Origin of the sequence: Paenibacillus vini, from assembly GCF_018403325.1 — a bacterium.
Lineage (GTDB): Bacteria > Bacillota > Bacilli > Paenibacillales > Paenibacillaceae > Fontibacillus > Fontibacillus vini.
On record NZ_BOSL01000001.1, the window covers coordinates 582,370 to 607,353 of the forward strand.

The 24,984-nt window shown below is 52.2% G+C and carries 18 protein-coding genes; 15 read left to right on the top strand and 3 right to left on the bottom strand.

What is annotated here, in order from left to right; genetic code table 11:
- Positions 1 to 18 precede the first annotated feature (18 nt).
- The 12 genes from KJS57_RS02625 to KJS57_RS02680 all read left to right on the top strand — a co-directional run bounded on the left by KJS57_RS02625 (position 19) and on the right by KJS57_RS02680 (position 15,563).
- The gene (locus KJS57_RS02625) at positions 19 to 372 is read left to right on the top strand and encodes a DUF3243 domain-containing protein (protein ID WP_213653656.1); all 354 of its coding nucleotides are present in this window, start codon (positions 19 to 21) and stop codon (positions 370 to 372) included.
- Between the two features lie 168 nt (positions 373 to 540).
- Complete coding sequence (locus KJS57_RS02630; protein WP_211022712.1) at positions 541 to 1,398, top strand: ABC transporter ATP-binding protein; 858 nt, start codon at positions 541 to 543, stop codon at positions 1,396 to 1,398.
- A gap of 35 nt (positions 1,399 to 1,433) precedes the next feature.
- Positions 1,434 to 2,243: a hypothetical protein gene (locus tag KJS57_RS02635; RefSeq protein ID WP_213653657.1), complete on the top strand. Its 810-nt coding sequence runs from the start codon at positions 1,434 to 1,436 to the stop codon at positions 2,241 to 2,243.
- A gap of 42 nt (positions 2,244 to 2,285) precedes the next feature.
- On the top strand, positions 2,286 to 3,335 hold the full coding sequence (locus KJS57_RS02640; protein ID WP_244861353.1) for an ABC transporter substrate-binding protein: 1,050 nt from the start codon (positions 2,286 to 2,288) through the stop codon (positions 3,333 to 3,335).
- Positions 3,332 to 5,422: an iron ABC transporter permease gene (locus KJS57_RS02645; RefSeq protein ID WP_213653658.1), complete on the top strand. Its 2,091-nt coding sequence runs from the start codon at positions 3,332 to 3,334 to the stop codon at positions 5,420 to 5,422. The genes KJS57_RS02640 and KJS57_RS02645 overlap by 4 nt, the downstream gene beginning before the upstream one ends.
- A gap of 450 nt (positions 5,423 to 5,872) precedes the next feature.
- The gene (locus tag KJS57_RS02650) at positions 5,873 to 7,228 is read left to right on the top strand and encodes an FAD-dependent oxidoreductase (RefSeq protein ID WP_213653659.1); all 1,356 of its coding nucleotides are present in this window, start codon (positions 5,873 to 5,875) and stop codon (positions 7,226 to 7,228) included.
- A 217-nt stretch (positions 7,229 to 7,445) separates the two neighbouring features.
- Entirely contained in the window at positions 7,446 to 8,357 is a 912-nt protein-coding gene (locus KJS57_RS02655) for a formate/nitrite transporter family protein (RefSeq protein WP_213653660.1), read from the top strand.
- Between the two features lie 190 nt (positions 8,358 to 8,547).
- Positions 8,548 to 10,614 carry a molybdopterin-containing oxidoreductase family protein gene (locus KJS57_RS02660; RefSeq protein ID WP_213653661.1) on the top strand — a complete coding sequence of 689 codons (2,067 nt, stop codon included), beginning with the start codon at positions 8,548 to 8,550 and terminating at the stop codon, positions 10,612 to 10,614.
- A 170-nt stretch (positions 10,615 to 10,784) separates the two neighbouring features.
- The gene (locus KJS57_RS02665) at positions 10,785 to 12,008 is read left to right on the top strand and encodes an MFS transporter (protein WP_213653662.1); all 1,224 of its coding nucleotides are present in this window, start codon (positions 10,785 to 10,787) and stop codon (positions 12,006 to 12,008) included.
- A gap of 47 nt (positions 12,009 to 12,055) precedes the next feature.
- Positions 12,056 to 12,553 (top strand): GNAT family N-acetyltransferase, encoded by a 498-nt coding sequence (locus KJS57_RS02670; RefSeq protein WP_213653663.1) that lies wholly within the window; start codon positions 12,056 to 12,058, stop codon positions 12,551 to 12,553.
- A gap of 65 nt (positions 12,554 to 12,618) precedes the next feature.
- Positions 12,619 to 14,310, top strand: a complete 1,692-nt coding sequence (locus KJS57_RS02675; protein ID WP_213653664.1) for a glutamine--tRNA ligase/YqeY domain fusion protein — start codon at positions 12,619 to 12,621, stop codon at positions 14,308 to 14,310.
- 113 nt (positions 14,311 to 14,423) lie between these two features.
- Complete coding sequence (locus KJS57_RS02680; RefSeq protein ID WP_213653665.1) at positions 14,424 to 15,563, top strand: cation:proton antiporter; 1,140 nt, start codon at positions 14,424 to 14,426, stop codon at positions 15,561 to 15,563.
- 298 nt (positions 15,564 to 15,861) lie between these two features.
- On the opposite strand, the gene KJS57_RS02685 is transcribed toward KJS57_RS02680, so the two are convergent.
- On the bottom strand, positions 15,862 to 17,070 hold the full coding sequence (locus KJS57_RS02685; RefSeq protein ID WP_213653666.1) for an MFS transporter: 1,209 nt from the start codon (positions 17,068 to 17,070) through the stop codon (positions 15,862 to 15,864).
- A 158-nt stretch (positions 17,071 to 17,228) separates the two neighbouring features.
- Between KJS57_RS02685 and mobA the strand changes: the two genes are divergently transcribed.
- Together mobA and KJS57_RS02695 are read left to right on the top strand one after the other, a co-directional pair.
- Complete coding sequence (mobA, locus tag KJS57_RS02690; protein WP_280520355.1) at positions 17,229 to 17,843, top strand: molybdenum cofactor guanylyltransferase; 615 nt, start codon at positions 17,229 to 17,231, stop codon at positions 17,841 to 17,843.
- Between the two features lie 458 nt (positions 17,844 to 18,301).
- Positions 18,302 to 19,030 carry a TorD/DmsD family molecular chaperone gene (locus KJS57_RS02695; protein ID WP_213653667.1) on the top strand — a complete coding sequence of 243 codons (729 nt, stop codon included), beginning with the start codon at positions 18,302 to 18,304 and terminating at the stop codon, positions 19,028 to 19,030.
- 49 nt (positions 19,031 to 19,079) lie between these two features.
- Here the strand turns inward: KJS57_RS02695 and KJS57_RS02700 are convergent, their stop codons facing one another.
- Positions 19,080 to 22,280: an efflux RND transporter permease subunit gene (locus tag KJS57_RS02700; RefSeq protein ID WP_213653668.1), complete on the bottom strand. Its 3,201-nt coding sequence runs from the start codon at positions 22,278 to 22,280 to the stop codon at positions 19,080 to 19,082.
- Positions 22,281 to 22,308: 28 nt separating this feature from the next.
- Positions 22,309 to 23,220, bottom strand: a complete 912-nt coding sequence (locus KJS57_RS02705; protein WP_211022699.1) for a TetR/AcrR family transcriptional regulator — start codon at positions 23,218 to 23,220, stop codon at positions 22,309 to 22,311.
- A gap of 241 nt (positions 23,221 to 23,461) precedes the next feature.
- Here KJS57_RS02705 and cls point away from each other — a divergent pair, with 241 nt between their 5' ends.
- The gene (gene cls / locus KJS57_RS02710) at positions 23,462 to 24,970 is read left to right on the top strand and encodes a cardiolipin synthase (RefSeq protein ID WP_211022698.1); all 1,509 of its coding nucleotides are present in this window, start codon (positions 23,462 to 23,464) and stop codon (positions 24,968 to 24,970) included.
- The last annotated feature ends 14 nt before the right edge of the window (positions 24,971 to 24,984 follow it).

The following is a 24,984-nucleotide window of genomic DNA, read 5'->3' on the forward strand; positions in this document are numbered from 1 at the left end:
CAGAAGGAGGCGTTATGCATGTCCGAACATAACCATGTTGTAAACAAGGAAGGCCAGACAGCGCTGGGAAGAGTGGATGCGGCGCTAGACCGGATGGATGATAAGGCAAAGGATGAAATTCTGGAGAGTTTCGATACTTTTAAAAAATATTTGGGTTTACGGGTCGAGCTCGCGGAAAATATCGGCTTGAGCGAGGAGACGATGGCAAAAGCGGCTGAGCGGATCGGCAATTATCTGGCAGCCAAAGAGGAGCCTCGCAACCGGGAAGAGAAGCTGCTCCAGGAATTGTGGAAGGCCGGGAATTCGGAGCAACAGCATGCGCTGGCGCATATGTTGGTGGGGCTGGCTCAGAACGCTCGCGAAAACAAATGAATTTAAACTTAGTAAAGGGGCGCCTGTCAAGGCGCCTCTTTGTCGTCTTCGGACATAAATTCCTGTTGACAAGTGATAATGATTATCAGTATCTTTAGAAAGTAGAGAAGATTACGGAAATCTTTTTTGGACCTCATTTTCAGGTCATATACGGAAAGGAAGATGGTCATGGCGTCATTGAAGACCTCCCATTTGGATATAGCGTATGAGGACCGGTTGATTGTCCAGGATTTGAATATATCGATCCCCCAAGGGAAAATTACGGCTTTGGTAGGTGCGAACGGGTCGGGGAAATCGACGATTTTAAAAACGATGGCCCGGATTTTGCAGCCTAAGGGAGGAAGCGTACTGCTTGACGGCAAGTCGATTCATAAGCAGTCCACCCGGGAAGTTGCCAAGCAGCTCGCGATATTGCCGCAAAACCCGACCGCACCGGAAGGGCTTTCGGTGTACGAATTGATTTCATATGGCCGTTTTCCGCATCAAAAAGGGTTTGGCGGATTAAAAGAGCAAGACCGCAAGATCATCGAATGGGCGATTGAGGCAACGCGGATGAATGAGTTCAGTGACCGCGCTCTGGAGCAACTGTCTGGCGGACAACGCCAGCGGGCCTGGATTGCAATGGCATTGGCCCAGGAAACCGATATTTTGTTCCTCGATGAACCGACCACTTTCCTGGATATGGCTCATCAGTTGGAAGTGCTGCAACTGCTTGAGGAACTGAATGCCGAGTCTCAACGGACCATTGTTATGGTCGTTCACGATTTGAATCACGCGGCCAGATACGCCCATCATATGATTGCGATTAAGAAGGGGCAGGCAGTTGCCGTCGGAGCACCGGAAGAGGTTGTTACTTCCGAAGTGCTGCGCGAAGTGTTCGGCATCGAAGCGGATATCGTGACCGATCCGCGCAGCGGGGTGCCGCTTTGTCTTCCGTACGAGTTATACCGCGCAGCTACCGAAGGCAAGGTCCGGCCCGGTAAGAAGGATGATTCGGCCAATAATAAGGTGGTCTCATTCCTGTAGGGAAAGTTACCGGCAGAAGTACAGGAGGCGTAGTGATGGATATTGATTTTGGGCTGCTTGATCGGGCGCTCTCCATAGTAACCGAAGAAAGGGCGGATGCCCTGTTTACGATACCGGCGGAACGCCTGCCGGATCGTGAACAGGCGGAGCAACTGCTCGAGGTTTACCGGGAGCAGATTAAAGGAAAAGACATCCAGGTTGCAGCAACCTATTATGCAGCTTGTTGGCGAGTCGTTCCTGCCGCCCTGCTTTATATGGTTGCGGGGTGCGACGGTGGCGTAGATTTTTCGCTTAAAAATCTCACTATTCAAATTGGCATAGTGAATGATTATCCTCGGTTTTTCTTCGTGATCAAGGATTCCGCTAAGAATGCTTGGCCGACGGGGGATATAAGCGATTGGCGTGAGGAAGTGCTGGGAGCTTTCATCCGGGATACGCTCCGCCCGGTTATGGAAACGGCATCAGCCATCTCGGGGCTTCCGGTGGCGCAATTATGGGGACAAATGCCGCTCGGCGTGGAGTTTTACCTGGATTATTTGGGCAAGCAGATGGGCGACCCTTCCGTGACTGAACCGTTTAAGGAGCAGTACGCCTTTTTTTCGAGAGTCCTTGATGCCCAATGGTTCGGTTTGAAACGAAATCCGTTCGATTTGAAAGAAACTTGGATCGATGATCCTTATCGGCCCGGTGAGATGACTCGAATGAAACCGACCTGCTGTCTGGCCTACCGGACGGATTCAGGACACGGGTATTGTTACGGCTGTCCAAAACTGTCGAAGGCAGACCGGGAAGCCAAGCGCAAAGAACTGGTAGCTGCGATGGCAGCGAAGGAGAAGGCGACGTAGGTGGAGTTAAGGCTTTATTTTTACATAATGGGGGAGTTAAGGATGAGAAAAATGAAAATGTTAAAGATGATGGCTTCCGTAATTTGCATTTGCCTGGTTTTGGCGGCGTGCGGAAATGCGAAAAACAACAATAACCCGGCACCTGCCGGTAACGGGGAAAATGCAGGGAATACGGCGGAACAATCTCAAAATGCGGCCAACTCGGGACAGCAGGCAGACGGTGTGCGTTCATTCAAGCATGCGCTTGGTACTGCGGATGTTGAAGGGACTCCGACACGGATCGTAGCCTTGGAATATACGTATGCCGAGGATTTGATCGCATTGGGAGTTCAGCCTGTCGGCGTAGCCGATGTGAAGGGATACCAAGCCTGGGTGAATACTACGCCTGGACTGGATGCGAACGTGCAGGACGTGGGAACCCGTCAGGAGCCGAACCTGGAAGCGATTATGGCGCTGGATCCGGATCTGATTCTTACTTCCGATTTCCGGGCAAAGGACATTTACGACAAACTGGCGGATATCGCGCCGACGATTGCTTTTTCGCCTTATCAGGATGAGAACGGCGTGGATCAGTATCAGGAAATGATCGATACGTTCAATACGATTGCGGATGCGGTGGGCAAACAGGAAGAAGCTAAACAAGTGCTGGCCGGATTGGACGAGACTTACAAGGCAGCGGCCGAGAAGTTGAAATCCGCAGGCAAGGAAAATGCGGAGTTTACGCTGGTACAGGCATTCAGTAACCAAAATTCGCCGGTATTCCGTATTTTTACGGATAACTCGATGGCCGTGAAGATTTTGAATAAAATCGGGCTTCAAAATGCAAATAAGGAACCGGCCTATGAAGTATACGGCTATTCGGAGAAATCCGTGGAGGCTTTCCCGGCGCTTCAGGACTCGAACTTTTTGTATATCGTGCAGGATGACGATAATGTGTTTGAAACGCACTTGAAGGAAAACCAAGTTTGGAAAAACCTGAATTTCGTAAAAGAGAACCGCACCTATGCGTTAGGAGGAGACTCGTGGGTGTTCGGCGGACCGTTATCGGCGAAAACCCTTGTGGATAAAGCCGTGTCCGTGCTGGCGCCATGAGTACGGGTCTCATTTCGGCTAACGCGAATGCCGGAACTCGTTCGAAGCGAACCTCCCGGGGTTCGCTTCTTCTTGTATTCGGGGCCGGTCCGCTAATTCTGCTGCTGCTCCTCTGCGTGCAGATCACGCAGGGAACGGCCGGCATCTCGCTGTCTTTGATCGGGGAAGCGTTGTTTCACCCGACCCTGGACGACCCGCTGCAGCAGATCGTTCGCGGGGTAAGACTGCCCCGGGCGCTGATTGGTGCGCTTGCGGGAGCGGCATTATCCGTGGCAGGCGTACTTCTTCAAACGCTGACCCGCAATCCGCTGGCCTCCGCCGGAACGCTTGGCATTAACGCCGGAGCTTATTTGGCCGTGGTGGCGGGTACGATCTTTATTCCGTCGCTGATTAGCGGATTCCCGTTGCTGACGGCGATGGCGGGCGGACTTCTGGCGGGAGCCGTCGTGTTCCTGATGGCCGGGCGGAAACGGAGCGCGCCCGTACGCCTGGCTTTGGGCGGCATGTCGCTTACGCTGGTGCTCTCCTCGCTGACAGGCACGCTTCAACTGTTGTTTGAAAATGAAACCGCAGGCCTGTTCCTTTGGGGCTCCGGTTCTTTGATCCAAAATGATTGGCATAACGTGACGGCAATCTGGCCGTGGGTGCTGGGCGGCTTGCTGCTGTCGGTCCTGTTCAGCCGGAATCTCGACATTCTATTGATGGATGAAGATGTCGGCAAGTCGCTCGGCCAGCGGATCGGATTAACCCGGACGGTCAGTGTGCTGACGGCCGTATTGCTGGCCGCGGTGACGGTAAGTGCGGTGGGGCCGATTGGCTTCGTCGGTCTCATTGCGCCGCATTTGCTGCGGCTGATGGGCCTGCACCGCCACCGTCTGCTCATCCCCGGCGCGGTCATTTGGGGAGCGATCGTGCTGGTGGCGGCCGATCTGGCCGTGCTGTTGCTGGAGCCGGCGTTCGGCTTGCTGCCGGCCGGCTCCGCCACGGCGGCGCTCGGCGCGCCGTGGCTCATTTGGCTAGTGTACCGCATGAAGCCGTCGCGCGGCGAGGTGCAGGGCGCTTCCTCCGGCATGGGCGCGGGCTTCCGGCGCGTCCTGCCGTATCCCGCCCTGCTGGCGGGGGCGGGGCTCCTGCTGCTGCTCGCGCTGGGCGCCGGCCTCGTCTTCGGCGGCACAACGGTGCCGCTGCATGACGTATGGGCCGCTTTGACGGGCGAGGCCAGCAAGATCACCAGGTATATGGTGATCGAGACCCGGCTGCCCCGCCTGTTGGTGGCGGCCCTTGCCGGCGCCTCGCTTGCCGCGAGCGGCACGCTGCTGCAGGGCGTCGTGCGCAATCCGCTCGCCGATCCTTCGGTGATCGGCGTTACGTCCGGCGCAGGGCTGGGCGCGCTCGTCTTCCTGATTCTGCTGCCGCAGTTACCGAGCTCGGTCGTGCCGGTCGCAGCCTTTCTTGGCGCCATCGCTGCAGCGCTCGTAATCTTCGCGATCAGCCGCAAGGGCGGCATGCAGCCCGCGAAGGTCGCGTTGATCGGCATGGCGGTCTCGGCCTTCGGCTCGGCCGGCATCCAGGCGCTCGTCGTCAAGGCGCAGCTTCGCGTCGCCTCGGCGCTGACCTGGCTGTCGGGCAGCACCTACGCCCGCGGTTGGGACGACCTCGGCTGGCTGTTCGCCTGGCCGCTCGTGCTGCTGCCGCTCGCCTGGTGGCTGGCCCGCCGCCTTGATCTGCTCGCCCTAGGCGACGCCTCGGCGATCAACCTCGGCGTCTCCGCCGAGCGGACGCGCATGCTCGGCGGCCTGCTTGGCGCGGCGCTCGCCGCTTCGGCCGTTGCGACGGTCGGCACCGTCGGCTTCGTCGGCCTGCTGGCGCCGCATGCGGCCCGGCTGCTCGTGCCGAACTCGAATCGCAAGCTGACCTTGCTCTCGGCCCTGCTCGGGGCCGTGTTCCTGGTGCTTGCGGACATCGTCGGCCGCGTGCTGCTCGCGCCAAAAGAGATCCCGTCCGGCTTGGTCGTGGCTCTGCTCGGCGCGCCGTACTTCCTGTGGCTGATGCGGACAGCCGGCGCGCGGTCCGCTTCCTCCAAATAAACCTGAGAACCGTTCGGCTTCGGCCGAGCGGTTTTTTGCGTTCGTCAACCGAATGAAATGAAATAAATACAAAGTTCAACTCATGATATCGGGTAAAGCTAGAAATAATAATAAACCTGAGCCAATGAATAGTTAATAAACCACCATTAAACTTAGCAAGCCCCCTAATTGTGCGCCTCAGAAGGACAAAACGTTAAAATGTCCGTTCAAAAGGCGGACAAAGGGACAATATCATCAGCCAGCCCTCCAAGAATATTTAAAATTGTGAATATTTTTTGAAATGGCGGTTTGCTACTTGCAATGTGAAAAATGTCACACTATAATAAGAGTATCAGGTGAACAAATTCACAATCACAACAAATTTAAAGTGACTAATTTCACAAATAATACCCCTAACGATTACAAACTTATTAAATAAAACAATACAGGGGATTCGAGGAGGAAGAAATCATGAAAGTAGCAGTTATCGGATGTACTCACGCAGGAACAGCAGCCATTGTAAATACAGCAAAGCTTTACCCGGAGGCGGAAATTACGGTATACGAGCGCAATGACAACATCTCCTTCCTGTCGTGCGGCATTGCTTTATATGTCGGCGGCATGGTGAAAGACCCGCAAGGCCTGTTCTATTCGTCGCCGGCACAATTGGCTGAACTGGGCGTGAACACGAAGATGCGCCATGAGGTAACTGCGGTGGATACGGCGGCAAAAACGCTAAAGGCCCGCAACCTGGAGACCGGCGAAGAGTTAACTGATACGTTCGATAAGTTGATCGTGACGACAGGCTCGTGGCCGATCATTCCGAAGTTCGAAGGCATCGAGCTGGAGAACATTCTGCTCTCGAAAAACTTCAATCATTCGAACACCATTATCGAAAAGGCCGAGCAAGCTAAAAACATCGTCGTGGTTGGCGCAGGCTATATCGGAGTAGAGCTGGTCGAAGCGTTCCAACTGAACGGCAAGCAGGTGACTTTGATCGATGCGGAAGACCGTATCTTGAGCAAGTATCTGGATGCCGAGTATACGGATAAAATCGAAGCATCGCTCCATGAGCATGGAATTACTCTTGCCTTGGGCGAGAAAGTGACGAAATTCACAGGTGAGCACGGCAAAGTGGGCCAGGTGGTAACGGACCGCGGTCAGTACGATGCGGATCTGGTCATTATGTGCATCGGGTTCCGTCCGAATACGGACCTGTTGAAAGGGCAAGTCGACATGCTCGCGAACGGCGCGATTATTGTGGATGAATATATGCGGACCAGTACGCCGGATGTGTATGCGGCAGGCGACAGCTGCGCGGTCTTCTACAATCCGACGAAAAAGCATGCCTATATTCCACTCGCTACCAACGCTGTCCGGATGGGAACTTTGGTCGCCCGTAATCTGGTGGCCCCAACGGTTAGATATATGGGGACTCAAGGAACCTCGGGTATCAAAATCTACGAGGATAATATCGCAGGAACCGGGATGACGGAAACGGCCGCTAAAGATGCCGGTATTGAAGCGGAAGCGGTCATGATTACGGATAACTATCGTCCTGAATTTATGCCGACCCATGAGCCGGTAATGCTGAAAGTAGTCTATGAAAAAGAAACCAGACGCATTCTGGGCGCTCAAATCATGTCGAAGGTCGATTTGACGCAGTCGATCAATACGATTTCGGTTTGCATCCAAAACGGCATGAAGATGGAAGAGCTGGCGTTCGTCGACTTCTTCTTCCAGCCTCATTACAACAAGCCTTGGAACTTCTTGAACAGCGCAGGCCTTGGCGCACTGCCGGAAGTACCGGTAAGAGAAACGGTTTAGGCGTAACACCGGACCACAGAATTAACCCCATTCCAGACTATCTCCCGCCAGCAGAATTGATCATTCTGCCGGCTTTTTCTTTTTTACATATTTGTGTGAAATTCTTCACTTTATGAGGCCGTGTCGTGACTTATGTTACTTAAGGATTGAAATACCCAAGTTACAATAAAGGCGGAGTAGGAGAGTTTACAAACATAGTCCTAAAGGAGAATGAATCATGGCTTACAATAAACCTGATCAAATTGCGAAAGTGACGGTCGAAATGGGCATCAAGAAGGCGCACAATCCTTTGCTGACGGTTTTGATTCTTGGGTTTTTAGGCGGGGCCTTTATCGCCCTCGGATTTTTGCTGGATATTCGCGTTATAGCCGGCGCTCCGAAAGAATGGGGCAGCATCGCTTCTTTTATCGGCGCAGCGGTATTCCCGATCGGTCTGATCCTGGTGCTTCTCGCCGGTGGAGAGCTACTAACAGGAAACATGATGGCCGTGCCGTTATCGCGGCTGGCGAAACGGATTACGACGGGTGAGATGTGCAAAAACCTGGTCCTCATCACTATAAGTAACTTTGTAGGCGCGTTGTTCGTCGCTTACTTTTTCGGACATATCGTAGGGCTGACCTCCAGCGGCGTATACCTGGATAAACTGGTTGATATGGCCGGGCATAAGCTGGATGACAGCTTTTTGCAGGCTTTCATATCGGGGATCGGCTGTAACTGGCTCGTGGCCCTTGCCGTATGGCTGTCTTATGGTGCAGATAATATGAGCGGGAAAATTCTCGGGATCTGGTTCCCGACGATGGCTTTCGTTGCAATCGGGTTTCAGCACGTCGTAGCAAATATGTTCCTGATTCCGGCTGCCATCTTTGAAGGCTACTTCTCCTGGGGAGATTACTTCAGAAATTTTGTTCCGGTATGGTTGGGGAACCTCGTGGGCGGCGCATTGTTTGTTGCCGGTGCTTACTGGACGGCCTATTTAAAAGACAACGGTGCAGGAACGACATTAACGGGAAAACAGGTAAATTCGGCCAATGTATCGAATAATGGACCAACCAATGTACCAGCCAATGCTCCAGTCAATGCTTCGGCTAATGCTTCGGCCCCATCTTCCGGTCCGATGCTCTTTCCTTAAGCAGCTGGCTCAAGGCTGTAACTTCATAGTAATATACTTCGGTATTAAACGGTCTAAAGGCTGCGTCTTCGTTCGCGAAGAGCGGCCTTTTTCGTCTTACACGTTGTTGGAAAGACGGCGGCTCCACCTTGCCTGTAGACAAGGATTGGGCTTTTTTCTACAATTACTTAGATAGGGAGGGAAGCTCGCAATGATTCATGAAGAGAACGGAATATTTCCCGCGGTGTGTCCGCTTGATTGCCCGGATACCTGCGGTTTACTGCTGCATAAAGAGAACGGAAAGATCGTGAAGGTGACGGGAAATCCCGACCATCCGATTACGCAGGGAGCGATCTGCAATAAGGTGCGTAATATGGCTGAGCGGGTCTATCATCCTGAACGGGTGCTGTACCCTATGAAGCGCATCGGCGCTAAGGGAGAGGGGAAATTCGAACGGATTACCTGGGATGAAGCCATAGCTGAAATCGCAGGGCGATTTCAGGAACTGACCCGAGAGCATGGTCCCGAATCGATCCTGCCGTACAACTTTTACGGAAATATGGGGATTCTTAGCGTCGAGGGAATGGACCGGCGATTCTTCAACCGGTTGGGCGCATCCAAACTGCAGCGGGCGATCTGCACGGCTGCGGGGAGTGCCGGCTGGGAATACACGATGGGCTTTGGCGGCGGTACCAGCCCGGAAGAAACGTTGAAGGCAAAGCTGATTATTGTGTGGGGCGGCAATATCGTCAGCACGAATATGCACCAGGTCGCCCTGATTGAAAAGGCCCGGAAGCAGGGGGCGAAGCTCGTAGTCATCGACGTTCACCGCAACCGTACCGGCCAAAGAGCCGATTGGTTCATCCCGCTATATCCCGGGACGGACAGTGCGTTGGCGCTAGGTATGATGCATGTGCTGTTTGCGCGGGGATTGGTGAACGAAGAGTTCCTTGAACGGTATACCTTGGGTCATGAGGAGCTTCGCGAGCATGTGAAAACCTATACGCCACTTCATGTTTCGGCGATTACGGGGGTTCCTGCCGAGGATATCGAAGCCCTCGCAATCATGTATGCGGAGACTTCGCCCGCTTATATTCATATGGGCAACGGGCTTCAACACCATGATAATGGCGGAATGGCGATCCGTACGATTAGCTGCCTGCCGGCTTTGACCGGGCAGTGGCTCGTTCCGGGCGGCGGAGCGTTCAAGTCGAACGGCGCTTACGCCAATATGAATTCGGATGCGTTGGAGCGCCCGGACTTAAGGTCGGATGACCAGGTCCGTACCATCAATATGAACCGCATCGGGGAGGCGTTGCTCACGCTTGATCCGCCGATCCGTTCGCTGTTTGTTTACTGCTCGAACCCGGCTGTGGTGGCGCCGGATACGGGCAAGGTCGAACAGGGCTTGCGCAGGGAAGATCTATTCACAGTAGTTCATGATTTATTCCTGACCGATACGACCAAATATGCGGACATTGTGCTGCCGGCGACATCGTCTTTTGAAAATACGGATTTGTATGTTTCTTATTGGCATCATTATGTCCAGCTTCAGGAACCGGTCATTCCGGTTCAGGGAGAGAGCAAAAGCAATGTGGAAGTGTTCCGGCTGCTGGCCGCGGCTATGGGCTTCGGGGAAGAAGCGTTTCAGGAGACGGAAGAGGAGATGATCCGGCAAGCGCTGAATTATCCGGACAATCCTTATCTGGAGGGGATCTCTCTGGAAGGCTTGCAGGAGAACCGGGCGATGAAGCTGAACATGGCGCATCAGCAGAGATATCTGGATGCTCTGACGACGCCTTCGGGGAAGATCGAGCTATACTCAGCCCGGATGGCGGACGCCGGACTTCCGCCGCTCCCGACATACATCCCGCTTTACGAGGGATATGACGGAGTAAATCGTCCTGGAGAGGGTAGTCCATATCCGCTGATGTTCGTATCGCCGCCGAATCACAGCTTTCTGAATTCCACCTTCGGCAATGTCGAGAAGCTGACGACACTGGAGAAAAGCCCACTGCTGCAAATTCACCCGCAGGATGCGGCCGCGCGCGGCATTGAAGACGGCGATGATGTTATCGTCTGGAACGACCGGGGCAGCTATCAGATCAAAGCAAACGTAACCGACAAAATGCTGCCGGGCACGGTAGTCAGCCAAGGTCTATGGTGGGGGCGGGACGGGCAGCGTCGCCGCGCCAATGCCCTTACGCCGGACCGGCTCGCCGACATGGGCGGAGGGGCTGTCTTTTTCTCGACCGTTGTTGATGTAAAGCGTCAATAAATGTGCTTGCGAAATCCGGACTATTTAGGCGATACTATGGTAATCTGGGCTGCAAATACTTGCAATCACTATAAAAAGTGACGGTAACAGGGGGCCGAATCGGGCTCCCTTTGTTATTTTCTTGTACATAATTATAGGGATAAAGGCTTGGCAGAGGGGAGAGAAGTGGAATGAAATGGTTGCAGGCGTATCCGAAGGAAATCAAAATTTTCCTTGTCGCCAGTCTGATTAGCTCAGCCGGAGGATCTCTGATGTGGCCTTTGATTACGATGTTCGTATTCAAGGTGCTGGGCAGGAGCGGGGCCGATGCCGGTCTGGTCATCCTGGTTATGTCGCTGGGAGGGATCGCGGGACAAATTCTCGGCGGCTCGTTATATCATAAATTGGGCGTAAAAAGGCTGATCGTCGGCGGCGTGGGGATGAACGCGCTTTTCCTTCTGCTGTTGCCTCTGGGGAGCGGAAATTGGTCTCTGTTTATGCTGCTGATGGGATTGATCGGGTTCTTTAACGCGATGTCTATGCCTGCTATTCAGGCATTTATCGGCTTCCGTTTTGCGGAGCGCCGGGGAGAATTATTTAATGTTATCTATGTAGCCAACAATATCGGCGTTGCCCTGGGGACGGGGCTCAGCGGATTTTTGGCGCGGATTTCCTATGATATGAGCTTTATTATGAACGGGGTGACGTCGGCGGCATTTGCTATTTTCTTCTGGTTTTATTTGAACAAAGTTCAAAAAAACGAGGGCGACCTGCAGATGGAAAAGAAACGCAAAAGCACGTCGGAAGGCCAGAATGCTTGGAAATTGTTAAGCCGCTATAACGTTTATCTGTTTATGGGCATTGGCTCCTTCTTCCTTTGGTTGGGTAACTGCATCTGGAACAATGGGGTATCGCCGTTTACGCTTTCCAAAGGGATGCCGGAGTGGAATTATAGTATTTTATGGACACTAAACGGGGTGCTGATATTCGTCGGCCAGCCGTTTATTTTGTGGATCAAACGGACGTTTGCCGAATCGGCGGAAGCGCAATTAACGGCTAGCGCAATCTTTTATATGCTGGGATATGTAGCGATTCTCGGCTTCCGTTCGTATCCTGGCATGGTGTTTGCGATGGTGCTGACCACCTTTGGAGAAATGCTTATCTCACCGGCCATTCCATCGTTTATTTCGGATCGGACAGGCAAGTCGGCGCCGTTCTATCTAGGCGTTGTTGGCGGGATGGGTGCCGCGGGAAGGGTCGTCGGCCCGTACGCCATGGGCGTCTTGTTCGACTGGAATGGACTTGTCCCGGTGGCTTGGCTGGCGGTGGTTATCTCAATGTTGGCGGTAGGAGCATTTCTGATTCACGCTTATAAGAACCGCGATGCAAAAGGTAAGCTTTATCGCACGGTATAATTTAACTTTTTGGGGTATAATCGAAGTCATATGTTGGAGGTGCATGTATGTCGGAATCACTTTGGATCCGGTTGTCGCAAATGGGCGATGCTGGGGCGTTAATGGAGATCGACTCCCTTACCTGGGACGAGCATTCCACGCCGGCCGAGCGCCTTGTGTGGAGCTCCCGGGAGCAATATTTGCAGAAATGTCCGCCGGGAAGCCAGCTCGTCGCCGGGATCGGAGAGGAAGTTTGCGGGTATTTGGGATTTGATCATCCGACTCCCTTGGAGAGCAATCGTCATGTTTATGAACTTAATATCGCCATTCATCCCGCATACCAGAGACTCGGCGTGGGACGTAAGCTGATGGAGGCCGTTAAGCAGCTCGCCGCCGAGCGTGGAGTCCGCAAGCTGTCCTTGCGCGTCCTGGCCAGCAATCCCGGAGCGGTCTCCTTTTACCGGAGCTGCGGGTTTGAGGAGCAGGGCCGTCTGGTTGAGGAGTTTTACTTGGGCGGACTGTATGTCGATGATATTTTGATGTGGTGTCCTGTTGAACATTCTTAAAGTTATCGGTATATTTATAAGAAGAAAATTCGGAGAAAATAAACAAAAGTTTTGAACTTCGTTGAATGGAAAGGTTGATCACCGTGGAGAACAATAACTGTACCCCTCCCAATTTCATCAAGAATATTATTACCGAAGATTTGAAGAACGGAAAAGTGGAAACCGTAGTGACACGCTTCCCGCCGGAGCCGAACGGCTATCTTCATATCGGCCACGCCAAGGCGATCTGGATTAACTTTACCCTGGCCGATGAATTCGGGGGCCGGACCCATTTGCGGTTCGATGATACGAACCCGGTAAAAGAGGATATCGAGTACGTCAACTCCATTAAGGAGGATGTGAAATGGCTCGGTTTTGAATGGGAAGAACTGCGCTTTGCTTCGGATTATTTCGAAGAGATGTACAATCGTGCCATCGTGCTGATTAATAAAGGAAAAGCCTACGTGGATGATTTGAGCGCCGATCAAATTCGCGAAACGCGCGGGACGCTCACGGAGCCGGGGCAAAACAGCCCTTATCGCGACCGTTCGGTCGAAGAGAACCTGGATTTGTTCGCGCGGATGCGCGCCGGTGAGTTCAAAGACGGAGAGAAGGTACTTCGCGCCAAGATCGATATGGCTTCGCCGAATATCAACCTCCGGGATCCTGTCATCTACCGGATCGTACATGCTACCCATCACAATACCGGCGACAAATGGTGCATCTACCCGATGTATACGTTCGCCCATCCGCTGGAGGATGCGATCGAAGGAGTAACGCACTCCCTTTGCTCCACCGAGTTTGAAGATCAACGCCCGTTCTATGATTGGGTTATCGCCGAAACGGAAATGCCGAGCGAGCCGCATCAATATGAGTTCGGACGGCTCAATTTGGAGCAAACCGTAACAAGCAAGCGGAAGCTGAAAATGCTCGTCGACGAAGGGGTTGTCGATGGCTGGGACGATCCGCGCATGCCGACGATTTCGGGCCTTCGCCGCCGCGGATATACACCGGAAGCGATCAAAGCGTTTGTTTTTGAAACCGGGATTTCCAAAGCCTACGGCTCCATCGATCTGAAAATGCTGGAGCATTTTATCCGGGAAGATCTGAAGCTGAAGGCGCCGCGCACCATGGCGGTCGTCGACCCGCTTAAGGTGGTCATCACCAATTATCCAGAAGGCCAAACGGAACTGTTGGAAGCTGAGAATAACAGTGAAAATGAAGAGATGGGCAACCGTCAAATTCCGTTTTCCCGTGAAATTTATATCGAGCGCGAAGATTTCATGGAGGATCCGCCGAGCAAGTACTTCCGGCTGTTCCCCGGCAATGAAGTCCGCCTGAAGCATGCGTATTTCATTAAATGCAACGACGTGATCAAAGACGCGGACGGCAACGTGGTGGAAATTCACTGCACCTATGATCCCGAAACGAAGAGCGGCAGCGGGTTTACCGGCCGCAAGGTCAAAGGAACCATCCATTGGGTGGAAGCCAGTCAGGCGGTACCTGCCGAATTCCGGCTGTATGAGCCGCTGATTCTGGACGAAGAGCCGGAAGAGGAAGGCGCGGAGGAAAAACCGTTCCTGGAGCGGATCAACCCGAACTCTTTAAGCATCATGCACGGCTATGTGGAGCCGGGAATGAAGGATGCGCAGCCGCAAGACAAATTCCAATTTTTCCGTCACGGCTATTTCAACGTCGATTCGAAATATTCGAAGCCGGGGCATCCGGTGTTTAACCTGATTGTATCGCTCAAAAGCTCGTTTCAATTGCCGAAATAAATTTTAGATAAATAATTGAATATTGGTTTTTTATGGAGGAGCCTGGTCACCCAAGGCTTCTTTTTGTTTTTTTTTAGGCATTCAAAATACAAAAGTTGTACAGGAGGAGTTCTATGTTCTTTTTAACAATTCTAATCATCTTGCTCGCCACCAAGCTGGCCGGGGACCTCAGTATTCGTTTAGGGCAGCCCGCGGTCGTAGGTAAACTGCTCATTGGAGTAGTTATTGGACCCGCTCTGCTCGGATGGGTAGAGAACTCTCACATCATCGGAGAGTTGAGTGAAATCGGTGTGCTTTTATTGATGTTCATGGCTGGTCTGGAGACTGACTTAGGAGATTTAAAACGCTCCTTAACCTCATCGATGGCTGTAGCGATAGGCGGAATTATCTTACCCTTTGCCGGCGGTTATTTAGCAGGGGCTGCGATCGGAATGTCACCGGCTCACGCGATTTTCTTGGGGCTGCTGCTGTCGGCCACTTCGGTCAGTATTTCTGTCCAGTCGTTAAAAGATCTCAATTTGATGAATACCCGGGAAAGCACGACACTTCTGGGAGCGGCGATTATCGACGACATTCTGGTGGTAGTATTGCTGGCGTTCGTAATGAGCCTGTTCGGCGGCGGAGATGTAAATCTGGCGATGGTCATCGGCAAGAAATTCATTTTCTTTTTGATTGCAGGACTCTTTATTTGGAAAATAGCGAAATGGATCATGAAGTGGCTTGCCCCGCTCCGCGTGACTGAGTCGATTATCAGCGCCGGCCTGATTTTATGTTTCTTTTTGGCTTACATTGCGGAGGAGCTCGGGGTAGCCGGCATTATCGGTGCGTTTGCCGCAGGATTGGCGATTTCGCAAACGAGCTATAAACATGAGGTTGAGCAGAAGCTGGAGCCTATTGCGTACACGATTTTCGTACCTATCTTTTTTGTCAGCGTCGGTTTCTCCGTTTCTTTTGATGGGTTGGGGAGTCAGCTCGGTCTTCTGGTGCTGTTCTTCCTGATTGCGTTGGTAACCAAACTGGTAGGCTCGGGGCTTGGGGCTCGCCTGACAGGGTTTTCGCTCCGGTCCTCGGCGGGAATCGGCTCGGGGATGGTATCGCGCGGGGAGGTTGCGCTTATCATCGCAACATTGGGTTTAGAGAACGGGTTACTGGAGCAAAAGTATTTTACGGTCCTGGTCATTGTAGTTATTTTGACGACTCTCGTTACGCCATACTTGTTGAAACTGACCCTGGGAAGGGGACAGAATGACTGATAGATTATGATTTTTTGTTAATTATTAATTAATCTTGCTCTGAAATGCATTTCATAGTGTACACTTTAGTTGGGAGCCGCAATCACCCCGGTGATCGACGAGCATCTCCAAGAAAACAAAGCTCCAGAATCAGCGGCGTAACCTTCCCGGATTTGCCGGATGGGCGTGACGCAGATCGGAGCTTGTTTTCTTTAAGAAGTTGTTCAAAATGTTATCTTTCCACGACGAAGCAGATCACGAAGCGGATTCGACGTCGAATCTTGAATTTCCTGAAAACCTGACTTTTTGAACTCGCATTTTATTGCTCTTGCGGAATGGATGGAGAGTATCCGTTTTTGCGGATATGCTGCCACAGTAAGCCGAATCCGAGCGCTCCGATGATCGCAAGAGCGACCCCCATTTTGTACATGATGACGGGGCCGAAATTTTGGAACACCCATCCGCCCAGAAAACCTGAGATCACGCCCGATACTCCGCTCAAGGCAAATGCATAGACGGCTTGGCCGGCAGAGCGAAGCGGTCTCGGAAGGAATAGGGCGGTAAGCCTTGTTCCTACATAGAAGAAACCGCCGAAGGTAATGGCATGGAGGATTTGAATCAGGATAATCTGCACCGGATCCGTCGCCTCGGCCATCAGATTCCAGCGCAGCGCGAACAACAGGCTGACGAGCGTCAAGCATCCCATCAGAACAGTGATTTTACGCTTCAGATAACGGTTCAACAGGACGAAAGCAAGCACTTCGAAGATGGTCGACAGGAATACTGCGCCGCCGACCTGGAATCGCGACCCTCCCAGGTCGCTAATGAATAATGGCATAAAGATGCCGTTGATTGCATTTGGAATCGCGACCAATGTCCCGCACAATACGAAGGCAAGAAAATGTTTATTTTGCAGGGTACGGCGAATTTCACGGGACGAGATCCACGGCGTGTTTGTAGTAAGCGTGATTGGCGGCAGAAGCAGGGCAGACCCCATCGCCAGCATCAAGGTGATGCTGAAGAGCAGGGAAATTCCGTTCTGGCCAACGCTATCGATAATCGGGCCTGCCGTCAAAGCTACGAATGTCCAGCCCATAGAGCCCCAGAGCCGATAGGCGCCGAACTTTTGCCGGCTCTCTTCAATGTATCCCAGGGTCAGGCTATTCGACTGAGCAAGCAGCGGGCTTTGGAAAAAGAAAAGCATCAGCATCGATACATACAGCATTTGATAAGTATCCGCTTTGAACACAAGATGGCCTGTTATCAGCAAGCCAGTTAGCATGATCAATAGAATGATTCTTATATTTTGACCGCGGTCGCTTAAATATCTCCAAAAAGGATGAGCCAGGAGCGAAATGAACGGGCTGATAGCCATAAGGCTGCCAATCTCCAGCTTGTCCATGCCGATGTCCTGCAAATATAATTGAAAAAAGGCAGCAAAGATAACCATCGTACCGTAAACGAAAAAATTAAGCAGCCCCAAGGGCAATTTAGACGAGGACTGGGTATTGTCCGGCAAGCGCTCCATTCCTTTCTGTCCAACTCCGATTGTACTGTGTGGGAAAATGATAAGTGATTATGTTCCCAATGTAACACAGAGATGAAAGGGGATACAAACCATCTTCTTTTTGTTTTTCCAGTATTTGTTGAAGAAAGGGGAAGATTCTGATCGAGATCACCGCCATTATTTTAGCCGGAGGACGTTCTAGCCGGATGGGAAGCAACAAAGCGCTTTTGCCGCTGCAGGGCATACCGGTTATTGAAAGGCTGGTCCGAGAGCTGGACACGGTCGTCGGGCGCGTTATCATTGCCGGGGGCAATCAGCCGGAAGCCTATAGTTACTTAGGAAAGGAAATCTTTTCCGATGTTTATCCCGGATCGGGACCTTTGGCCGGACTGCATGCCGGATTAACGGCCGCTGAGACTCCGTGGAGCCTTGCAGTCGCGTGCGACATGCCCTTTGCTTCCCGGGAAGTATTTGAATGGCTTGTGGAGCGTGTGCGGACGGCGGAGAAGTCAAGTGGACCAGAAGCTATTATTCCGGTCGTACAGGGGCGTGTACAGCCCTTGCTGGCTGCGTACCGCCGCAATGTATTGCCCGGGCTGGAGAAGGAGCTTCAAGCCGGGAGCTTGAAGATGACCCGATGGACGGAAGGACTGCATGCCGAATATGCGGATGGAGCTGAAATAGCCGCCGCGACCGGGCTCCCATTGGAACAAATCCCCTTCAATATGAACCGTCCCGATGATTACCGCCAAGCACTTGATTGGCTAGATAGAGATCATAAGGGGAATGCTTAAGAGAAGGTTCCAACGACTTGTTAATAATCTGTCAAATATTTCACATAAAGCGTTTTCATTTTACAGTATAATAGAGCATGAAGATACATGATCCCCCTTAATCATGTGTCGGTATATGTACAATGGATGATTTCCGTCAAATAAGGAAGTCATCTTTTTTTAAACAAAGAATACATTTGTTGTGTCAGGATCATGCATGTCAGCACTGCATTACTTATAAGTTATTATTCAAAAAGTTAGGTTTTCAGGATCGAGAAGGTTGGAAGAAGCTAGGGACTGAGTAGCGGAGCTAAACGTTTTCGTAGAAAACGACTTCGTAAGCATTTGCTCATGGGGTACGTGAGCAACGGAAGGCCCGGCTGAATTCAAGATTCGATGTCGAACCCTCATCATGAACAGCCTCGTCATGAAAAGATGACTTTTTGAATTACCTTTAAAAGATCAGGGAGATGACCGATATGACCATGCTGTTTAAGGAGCCTGTTCAAATTCCGGAAGAGCAAGCCCGTTGGATGGAGATTAGAGGTTGGGTTTATGAGTTACTAATGGATTTTCTGAGCCGTCCGCCGCGGATGTCGTTGATTGCTCAGTGGCGCAGACGGGTGGAACTGAAGAATATTATTCCTATGTGCCAGGGCGGGAAGAGATTGAAGAGTTACCTGGAAGGCATTCCCGAAGAGAATTTCCGGCAGGTCTGCTATGAGGAAGCCGAGGAATACAGACGGCTATTCATGGGCGACAACGCCGTCATGATCGCTTGCGAATGTCAGTACCGCGCAAAGGAAGAGAGCTTGGACGCTCTGGTCTGTCTTTTGGATATCAGAAACACCTATATGGAGAGCAGCGTTGTCTTTAACAAGATTTCAGGCGAACGAGACGATCATATTGCACTGGAATTGGAATTCATGGCGGTTTTAAGTGAAGAAATGCTGAGTAAAGCCGGTCTTCATGAGAGCTGCCTGGAGCTGGCGGATGTGCAAATCCGCTTTCTTGAGAACCATCTGATGCAGTGGGCGCCCCGTTTCTCGGGCGAATTGGCTTCGGCGACGTCCAGCCCGATGTACATTGGTTTGGCTGAACTGCTTGTCCAATTTCTCGCAACGGATCTTGAGAACCTCTATGCATGGCGAAATTTGCAGAATAAGTGTAAGGAAGATAGTGAAACAGGAATCCATAGAACAAAATAAAAAGCCGGGCCGGAGACCATTCTCCGCCCGGCTTTTATTGTGTTAAAGATTAATCCAAATCTCCGGCCGCAGGACCACGGCGGCGGAATTTCATGAGGAACTCGTAGACCACCGGCACGATGACTAGCGTCAGCAAGGTGGAGCTGATCAAGCCGCCGATAACGGTGATGCCGAGACCGCGGGAGATGATGCCCGCGCTGTGTTCCCAGCCCAGAACGAGCGGCAGCAAGGCGCCGATCGTAGCGAGCGCAGTCATAAGGATTGGACGAAGCCGCGTAGCCCCTGCTTCAAGCAATGCATCGCGGGTGGACAGGCCTTCGCGCTCCTTGTGGATGACGCGGTCGATGAGAACGATCGCGTTGGTGACGACGATCCCGATCAGCATCAGAACGCCCATCAGAGCTGACACGTTCAGGGTTTCGCCGCCGATCAGCAGGCCGATCATGGCGCCGATCACGATAAACGGCAGCGAGAACAGAATTGCAAACGGTGCAAGACCGCCGCCAAACGTAACCACGAGTACAAAGTATACGATCGCGACCGCAGCAGCCATAGCAAGACCCAACTGGCCGAACGTATCGTTGATTTGCTCGGTTACGCCGCCGAAGCTTACCTTGATTCCTTCCGGTTTATCCATGGCGTCGATTTTGTCCTGCAATGAAGAGGACGCTTTTTGGACGTCGGTAGCGACGATCTTGGCGCTTACCTCAACGACCGTCTTACCGTCGATGCGCATGATGGAATCCGGAGAGCTTCCTTTTTCGACCTTGGCGACTTCTTTAATCGGCACTTCCATGCCGAGCGGGGAAGTCAGCGTCTCGTTTTCCATGTCCTGAATGCTGGTATAAGCATTCTTTTCGGTTTCGATATAGACTTTATAATCTTTGCCGTCAAGCTTAACTTCGGTAAGCACCGGACGCTCGCGAACCGGACTCAGCTTCATTGCGATTTGTCCCGGGGTCAGCCCGAGCGAGCTCAATTTTTGCTGATCCGCTACCAAAGTGTACTGGTCGTAAGCCGTGGAGAGCGAGGTCTCGCCTTTCTCGAAGTTCTTCGTATCCTCCTGAACCAATTTCAGGATTTCATCGGATACCGGCTTGATCTGTTCCAGATTGTCGCCGAATACGTTGACGCTGAGCGTACTGCCGCCCATACCGCCCGTCATCATTTCGGACATGTCTCCCCACTCGCCGTCGGGAACTTCATTCTTCAAGCCAAGCAGGAGCTTTTCTTTAACGTCTTCGAAGTGCTTCGTATCTTTCTTATATTCGATATAGAATAGAGCGGAGTTGGAAGAACCTACGCCAAGCGGATTGCTTCCGCCGACGGAATATTGCATTTTATCCATGTCTTCCTGGGCCAAAACGTATTGCTCCGCCTTTTGCATTTTCTCTTGGACATCTTCAAGACGGTCTCCGGGAGCCGGAGAATAAGTAACCATAACATATTTATCTTCTTGCTCCGGCAGGAAGCTGACGCCGACGAGCGGATACAGGAACAAGCTGCCTACCAGCAGGACGATGGCAAGTCCAAAGGTGATAAGCTTATGGGACAACGACCAGTTGAGGATGCGTTGATAACCCCGTGCCATTCCTTTCGGATTGCTGTCATGGTCATGCTTCTTGTTCAGGCCTTTGCGGAACAAGGTGTGCGCCAGGGCAGGCACCAATGTAATGGCAACCAGCAACGAGGCGAGTAGCGAGAACACCATCGTGTAGGCGAACGGTTTGAACAATTCGCCGACCATTCCGCTTACGAAAGCGAGCGGCAGGAAGACGGCGATCGTAACGATGGTCGAGGACATGATCGGAACGAACATTTCCCGGGTTGCCGCGATGATCAGTTTGCCGCCCTTCAGCTTCTCACCGGTCAGGGACAAGCGGCGGTAAATGTTCTCGATGACGACGATGGAGTCGTCGACCACGCGGCCGATGGCGACCGTCATGGCGCCGAGCGTCATCATGTTCAGCGTAATATCCATCTGCTTCAGCGCAAGAACCGCGATTAGAAGCGATAATGGAATGGAGATAATGGAAATGATCGTAGAGCGGATATTCCGCAAGAACAACAGGATGATCAGAACGGCGAACAATGCGCCGAACAAAGCCTTGGACAGCATCGTGTTGACAGAGTCCGTGATCGGCTTGCCTTGGTCAAGCAATACGGTGAAGTCGATATGGCTGTACTGTTTTCCAAGCTCATCGGCTTTGTCCTTGACGAGGTTCGCTACATCGACGGTGTTGGCGTCGTTGTCCTTCACGATTTGAATCCCGATCGATTCGGCACCGTTGGTGCGGGAAATCGATTCGGCTTGACCGATGACTTCGATCTTGGCGATGTCTCCGAGTTTTACGGTCGGAATGCCGGCCGGAATGCCAGCCATGCCGCCTTGAGGCGCACCGGCTCCGGCAGCGGCATCATTGCCTGCAGCGCCTGCTCCGGCACCGGCGGCACCCGCCCCCGCGCCCGCAGCGCCTGCACCCGCGCCGGCAGCACCCGCACTCGGCATAGCCGGAATGGCGAGGTTCTTAAGATCATCTACAGTAGTGATGTTGCCGTCAACAACGACAGCCTTTTGCGATTGTTCCAGGTCGAACAGGCCGAGCGGAACGCGCAGCGCGGAAGCTTGGACGATACCCTTTACGGTATCTTCGCTAAGTCCGAGCTGCTGCATTTTCGCCTCATCGAAATTGAGGCGGACTTCTTTGACGTATTGTCCGGCAATCTGTACCGAGGCTACGCCATCCAGATCTTCAAGTGCTGGCTGGACGTCGTTTTGGATCGTCCGGGTCAACGCTTCCAGATCGCCGGATTCGTTATCGGACAAGCTGAGCGAGATCACCGGCATGGAATTCAAGCTGAACCGGGTGATTTGCGGCTTTTGCGCATCTTCCGGCAAAGCTACATCGTTCAGCGCTTCCCGGACGGCAGCCGTGGCATTGTCCAGATTGGTGTCATAATCAAATTCAATGAACAGGGAAGCCGCGTTCTCCATCGATGTCGAAGTGATCGTTTTTACTCCGTCGACATTGTGAAGCTTGGTCTCCAGCGGCTTGGTAATATCCTGGACAACGCCTTCCGGCGCTGCTCCCGGGTATATTGCAGTAACGCTAAGATAAGGGACATTGATATTCGGAATGGTCTCCTGCTTCATCGTAAGGCCGCTGTACAAGCCGACAACGGTGACGATGATCGTCAACAGCCAAACCGCAAATTTATTCCGCAGTGAGAATTGAATGATACTTTTCATCAGCTAGGTCTTCCGCTCCTCTCTATATTTACGCATGATTCAAATAAGGCCGCATAAGTCGTTCCAGTTCCTCCATCCGATCATCCAGTTCGGGAATAGCTTTGACATTAGCGAGCATTCCCGTCAGAACGACCCGGCGCGGCCGGAGTTCGAGGATTTCTTCCTCCATCAGTTGCAACGATTCGCGTCCTTGCTGGCGGACATCCGGAGATGCCACCCGGCTTTCAATTAATTCCTTCAGTTCCCGGATTGCCAGGAGGGGGTGACGTTCCGGCTCCTTCATGCAGGTATCGTCCGCTCCCCAGCGTTTCAGGACTTCCTCGCTGATCAAGGGCTCCGGGCGCTGGCTGATCATCCGTTCTGCAGCTCCATCAAGCAGATCGACCATATAAACGGCCATCCGATGGGTACCGACCGTTATGGCCGGATCAAACAACAACCTTATGTAGACTCCAAGAATGCCGTGGACCAGCATGATCAGATCCGCCGTATAAGGTGAGATTTGTTCTCCGTAAGCCGCTTCAATCGCCTTTTTGCTGTAATGGTGCAGCTTGGCGTTGTTTTCCCGGATGACCCCAGGCTCCCCGCGGTACAGGTTGCCGTTTTTGATCCAATCCCGAAACTGCATCAGCAGAAATTCCCGCAATTCCAGCACCAGGTTGAGCAATACTTCGATTTGCAGTATGAGTCGTTCCCGGGGATTGAGACCCGGCTGATTTTCGGCCTGCAGCAAATGTTCCTGCAGCAATTGATAGCAATAATCGAACAGGCTGAACTCCAGCTCATCCTTCGACTTAAAGTGAAGGTACAGACTTCCTTTGGACATGCCGCAGGTGTCGGCAATTTCCTGCATCGAAGTGGCGGAAGAACCCTTGGCGGCAAAAAGCTGCATGGCGGTTCTGAGAATCAGCGTTCTTTTATCTCCAGATTTAACGGACAATAACGGTTCACCTCCTCCTGACTCTTAAGTTCTCATATTGACCAACGGGTCAAAATGATTATATTACATATTTAAAGCACATTACAAATTTACGCGGTAAGCAGGGTTCGGTTCCAGAAATGCGGCAGGGCAGTGTTTCTTTATCGTCAGGATCTTTTAATGGTAGGAAGATATCGAAGGTTCATGTAAAATGTAGAGAGATAGGCGAACGTGCAACAAAATAGGGAAGAGGAGTACAACCATGAGACGTGGACTACAAATTATATTAATCGCAGCCATCCTGTTTGCTTTTTACTTCTTCGGATTCGGCATCTTCGGTAAATTCGGCGGGATGCTGGTCAGTATATTTCAAACCCTGACTGTCGTCACGATCGGTCTTGCGATCTTTATGGAGAATCGCAATCCTTCCAGTACGATGGCCTGGATTCTTGTACTGGCATTGTTGCCGGTCGTTGGCTTGGTGCTCTATTTCCTGCTGGGGCAAAACTATTTCAAACGGCGGAAATTCGATAAGAAAGCGGAGGCGGACCGGCAGAGCTTCGAACGGATCGACCATAACGGCAATATGCTGCCCCGGGATCTGTCGCAGTTTACACCAGGGCAGCAGCGACTGCTGCAAATGTCGCAGCGGATTGCCCGAACTCCGTTTTCCATGGCGACGCGGACGCGGGTGTTGACCAACGGGGAGGAGACGTTCTCGACCCTGCTGAAGGAATTGAAAATGGCCCAGCATCACATACATATGGAGTATTACATTTACCGGGCGGACGACATCGGCCGCGAAATTCAAAAGACACTGATCGAGAAGGCGCAAGCCGGCGTGGAGGTCCGGTTCATGTTTGATGCGGTCGGCAGTATCGGGCTTCCGAAATCTTTTATCAAGGAACTCAGGGATGCCGGCGTCAAGGTCGGAGTCTACGGCGAAGTACGCTTCCTGGCGCTTTCCAGCCGGGTCAACTATCGGAATCACCGGAAAATCGTCGTCATCGACGGCAATACCGGCTTTATCGGCGGACTGAACGTGGGCGATGAATACTTGAGCCGCAGCAAAACTTACGGTTTCTGGCGGGACACGCACATGCTGGTCAAAGGGGAGGCCGTCCGGTCGATGCAGATTATTTTTTTGCAGGACTGGCAGTATGTCACCGGCGAAAAAATCATGGACCTCGAATATCTGTCCCCCGAGCTGGAGCAGGGCTGCAGCGGCGCGGTTCAAGTCCTGCCCAGCGGGCCGGATAACGAAAGCAGCACCTTGAAGAACATCTTCTTCGCCATGATAACGTCGGCCAAAAAATCGGTTTGGCTCGCGACGCCTTATTTTATACCTGATGAGGATATCTTGACGGCCCTTCGCGTAGCGGCTATGTCAGGGATCGACGTACGGATTTTGTTTCCGGCCAAACCGGACAAGTGGCTGCCTTTCCTGGCCTCGCATTCCTATTTTCTCTCGTTGCTTGAGGTGGGCGTGAAAATCTATGAATACGAGAAGGGCTTCCTTCATTCCAAGCTGCTCATTGTCGACGGAGAGGTTGCGACTGTCGGTACGGCAAATATGGATATGCGCAGCTTCCATCTTAACTTCGAAGTAAACGTGCTGCTCGTCCAGAACGACAGCATTGCCAAAATCGTCAAGGATTTCGAACGGGACTTGTTGTCCACGAAGCAAATCAAAAGAAAAGCGTTTATGAAGAAAAAGGTCGTCGTTCGCTTCATGGAATCGGCTGCCCGGTTGATGTCACCGCTATTGTAAGGGAAGTTGTTTCA

Coding starts and splice junctions, on each gene's coding strand:
- KJS57_RS02625 (WP_213653656.1), top strand. CDS start 19: ATGTCCGAACATAACCATGTTGTAAACAAGGAAGGCCAGACAGCGCTG.
- KJS57_RS02630 (WP_211022712.1), top strand. CDS start 541: ATGGCGTCATTGAAGACCTCCCATTTGGATATAGCGTATGAGGACCGG.
- KJS57_RS02635 (WP_213653657.1), top strand. CDS start 1,434: ATGGATATTGATTTTGGGCTGCTTGATCGGGCGCTCTCCATAGTAACC.
- KJS57_RS02640 (WP_244861353.1), top strand. CDS start 2,286: ATGAGAAAAATGAAAATGTTAAAGATGATGGCTTCCGTAATTTGCATT.
- KJS57_RS02645 (WP_213653658.1), top strand. CDS start 3,332: ATGAGTACGGGTCTCATTTCGGCTAACGCGAATGCCGGAACTCGTTCG.
- KJS57_RS02650 (WP_213653659.1), top strand. CDS start 5,873: ATGAAAGTAGCAGTTATCGGATGTACTCACGCAGGAACAGCAGCCATT.
- KJS57_RS02655 (WP_213653660.1), top strand. CDS start 7,446: ATGGCTTACAATAAACCTGATCAAATTGCGAAAGTGACGGTCGAAATG.
- KJS57_RS02660 (WP_213653661.1), top strand. CDS start 8,548: ATGATTCATGAAGAGAACGGAATATTTCCCGCGGTGTGTCCGCTTGAT.
- KJS57_RS02665 (WP_213653662.1), top strand. CDS start 10,785: ATGAAATGGTTGCAGGCGTATCCGAAGGAAATCAAAATTTTCCTTGTC.
- KJS57_RS02670 (WP_213653663.1), top strand. CDS start 12,056: ATGTCGGAATCACTTTGGATCCGGTTGTCGCAAATGGGCGATGCTGGG.
- KJS57_RS02675 (WP_213653664.1), top strand. CDS start 12,619: ATGGAAAGGTTGATCACCGTGGAGAACAATAACTGTACCCCTCCCAAT.
- KJS57_RS02680 (WP_213653665.1), top strand. CDS start 14,424: ATGTTCTTTTTAACAATTCTAATCATCTTGCTCGCCACCAAGCTGGCC.
- KJS57_RS02685 (WP_213653666.1), bottom strand. CDS start 17,070: ATGGAGCGCTTGCCGGACAATACCCAGTCCTCGTCTAAATTGCCCTTG.
- KJS57_RS02695 (WP_213653667.1), top strand. CDS start 18,302: ATGACCATGCTGTTTAAGGAGCCTGTTCAAATTCCGGAAGAGCAAGCC.
- KJS57_RS02700 (WP_213653668.1), bottom strand. CDS start 22,280: ATGAAAAGTATCATTCAATTCTCACTGCGGAATAAATTTGCGGTTTGG.
- cls (WP_211022698.1), top strand. CDS start 23,462: ATGAGACGTGGACTACAAATTATATTAATCGCAGCCATCCTGTTTGCT.